The organism is Rahnella sp. RcJ3, from assembly GCF_009498575.1.
GTDB classification, from domain to species: Bacteria; Pseudomonadota; Gammaproteobacteria; order Enterobacterales; family Enterobacteriaceae; genus Rahnella; species Rahnella aceris.
In genome coordinates, this window is the sequence record NZ_QSNX01000022.1 from 64431 (window position 1) to 67089 (window position 2659).

General features: G+C 44.6%; 3 protein-coding genes and 2 pseudogenes. All 5 read right to left on the reverse strand.

From position 1 onward, the window contains the following. A pseudogene (locus DXU84_RS25245) lies at window positions 1-336 on the reverse strand (hemagglutinin repeat-containing protein); the annotation flags it as partial. A 107-nt stretch (window positions 337-443) separates the two neighbouring features. Continuing rightward, window positions 444-1034, reverse strand: coding sequence for a hypothetical protein (locus tag DXU84_RS21640; RefSeq protein WP_112152634.1), 591 nt, complete (start codon window positions 1032-1034; stop codon window positions 444-446). A 289-nt stretch (window positions 1035-1323) separates the two neighbouring features. After that, entirely contained in the window at window positions 1324-2163 is an 840-nt protein-coding gene (locus tag DXU84_RS21645; protein WP_153376633.1) for a VENN motif pre-toxin domain-containing protein, read from the reverse strand. Next, entirely contained in the window at window positions 2160-2420 is a 261-nt protein-coding gene (locus tag DXU84_RS21650; RefSeq protein WP_013577496.1) for a hypothetical protein, read from the reverse strand. The genes DXU84_RS21645 and DXU84_RS21650 overlap by 4 nt, the downstream gene beginning before the upstream one ends. Next, window positions 2420-2659: pseudogene (locus tag DXU84_RS25250) on the reverse strand (filamentous hemagglutinin); the annotation flags it as partial. The gene DXU84_RS21650 and the pseudogene DXU84_RS25250, both read right to left, overlap by 1 nt.

Sequence of the window (2659 nt, forward strand, 5' to 3'; positions counted from 1 at the left end):
GATACCGGCACCGCTCTCGCCCATGCCGATGCCAATCCCTATGGCGCCGCCGCTGCTGCTGTTTTCTCCTTCCAGCCACTGGGTGTTCTGCGAGGAAATCAGGGTGATGTCGTCTGCCGCGTTCAGCGCCACGTCCAGCCCGGCTTTAATCTGGCTGCCGATGGCCGTGATATCGCCGCCCGTCGCGGTTATTGACAGGTTATCACCCGCCGTCAGCGTGCTGCCCGTGGCGGTGTTCTGTCCGCTGTGGCTCTCGGATTTGGACGACTGCGTGCCAACCGAGGCGCTGATACCAAAGGCGGTGGAAGCATCGCCGGTGGTGGCCTGCGCCAGCGCCGTTCCCCCCGTCGAACCGACGGTGCTGAAACTCTGGCTTTTGAGTTGCAACGGCTGCCAGCAAATTGTGCGGTTCTCCACGAAAATAAAGATGGGTCATTATTACTTCATAGATATTCTTTCTTCCCCAACATTGTTTTTTTATATTGGCACTCTTTAACGCTTACATAATCTGCTTCTTTCCTTTCAGAAATATCATAGATAACAACATCATTACCTTTTGTTTGGATTTCATAACTATGACCATCTTCTGCCGTAAATGATCTTTCAAAAGTTCTACCAAGATCTATGCCATACATACTTTTTTCATCAAAGTGCCACCATATTTTATATACTTTCCCACTTTGAATGGTATATTCCAAATATCCCCGATTTGAGAATTGCGTTGACGGAGATGCGATCCCAGTTACTCTTTTTGAATAGCTGGTTTTTATTCCCATCACGGCTACTTTTGATGTAAGTCCATACACACCTTCTGATTTCATACATTCCGCAGCAGGTAACATTTTTTCCAGCCTGAAAAGTGTTGGTTGAAAACTATTGTCGACACGAATAAAAGAAGTATCGTTGCCCTGATAATCAGGCATAGAACTGCTCATATCCACAGTACATCCAGAAAGAAAAATCACGATCATCAAAAAAAACGAATTACTTTTCATATAAATATCCATGTTAAAAATTAATACCCTGTTTTTCATAAACATTTCTGTCTAATCCGATCCCAGCGTTGTTGGTCAGGATTTACTTACTTGTAATGTCTGTAATGACGATAGTAGATAAACCAGCTACCCGACCCACAAATAGGCCCAGCAAATAGACTAATACGATAAGCTCTTCGGATATCTTCCAGTGAAAAAAGAAAATCCCCACCAAAAGATAACCATACAAATGTTCTAAGCATTAAAAAAATAATCACAGTCATAGAAAGAAGAATTAATATCCATATTATATTGAAAATAAATAAAGAAAATACAGTCTTCGCATTCATTACTTTTTCTCCTTAAGACTATTTATTTGCTCGTTAATAATGGCACCAGTTCCTTCTGTTGCAATTGCTGCTCCTGTATTACCCGCTATGCCAGGAATAGCACTTGGTGGTAATGGTTTTGATATGCCCATTCCCATATCAACCCATTCATAGTTTTTCCAAGTTGGATTAAATATTTTGTTCAGAGGTCCCTGCGCAAACTTACCGATCCCATAACCTAGGCCTGAAGCACCGCCGCTTATAGCCCCTCCAGCCCACGGATCATCTCCCTTCAGATAACTTGATGTCGCACCACCTGCTGCATTCCAACCCACAGTTCCCCACAGTCCCGTATTCGCCGTAAATGCTCCCACATAAGTAGCTATCAACACATCTGTAGGATTGATTTCACCATTCACGCCATACTGGATCGCTGCATTAGCACTGCCGTCAATAGCACCTGTCATCTGCATTCCTCCAGGCAGATAAATCAGCCCTGCGGTCGCCATTGCGCCTGCCACTGCATTTGCCTCATTCTGCGCCTTCTGGCAACTTGCCGAACCCGGTGCATCAGCACAACTTGCCATATCAATACCGTGCTGACGGATAAATGTTTCCTGGCCTGCCTCCGTACCGCCGCCTAACAGGTTGTTGTTCACTGTGGTGTTCCCCGCTATCGCGCCTGTCATACCGTCTGCCGTGCTGTCTCCGGTTAAACCACCCGCCAGACCCGCTGCCAGCGTCGATAAGGCCAGCACTTTTTGTTTTTCCTGCTCCGTCAGTTCGCTGATGGGTTTGCCGTAAGTGTCCAGCGCTATATCCCGGCGCAGGCAACCGGGATGTTTGCTTGTTAAAGTCATTTATCAGGCTCGGTTGGGGGTTTTTTACGGGCGTTGTAGATATCTATTCGATTAAAGATAAAAGTTCCTACTGAAATAAAAATACCAGCAACCACACTCATTTTGACAACTTTTATCGTACCAGACACAGATAGATAAAACTCTCCTGTATAAATTATGGCAGTTATAATTCGGGTGGAGATACCTAATATAAAAAAGGCTACAGTCATGTATATAAACATGAGAATAAATATAAAAAGTGTCATTTTCTTCTTCACTATTTTTTATCCTTATTGTTTATTAATTCTTTAACTGTATCATTGGATATTTCAAAGAAAGATGCTGAACCAATATCTCCTATTACCCCAGAAAAAGATCCTGCATACGGCGCAAGCAGATCAGGCGCATACTTCCCAAATCCCCCACCGAACACAGAGCCTGCAATGGCTCCGCCCTGACCAGACAAACTCGGTCCATCCGTCATAAATGCGCCGCCCATATTAATCAGCGTATTTCC

Excerpts from the sequence above, each read along its gene's own strand:
- DXU84_RS21645 (WP_153376633.1), bottom strand. The coding sequence starts at position 2,163 with ATGACTTTAACAAGCAAACATCCCGGTTGCCTGCGCCGGGATATAGCG.
- DXU84_RS21640 (WP_112152634.1), bottom strand. The coding sequence starts at position 1,034 with ATGAAAAACAGGGTATTAATTTTTAACATGGATATTTATATGAAAAGT.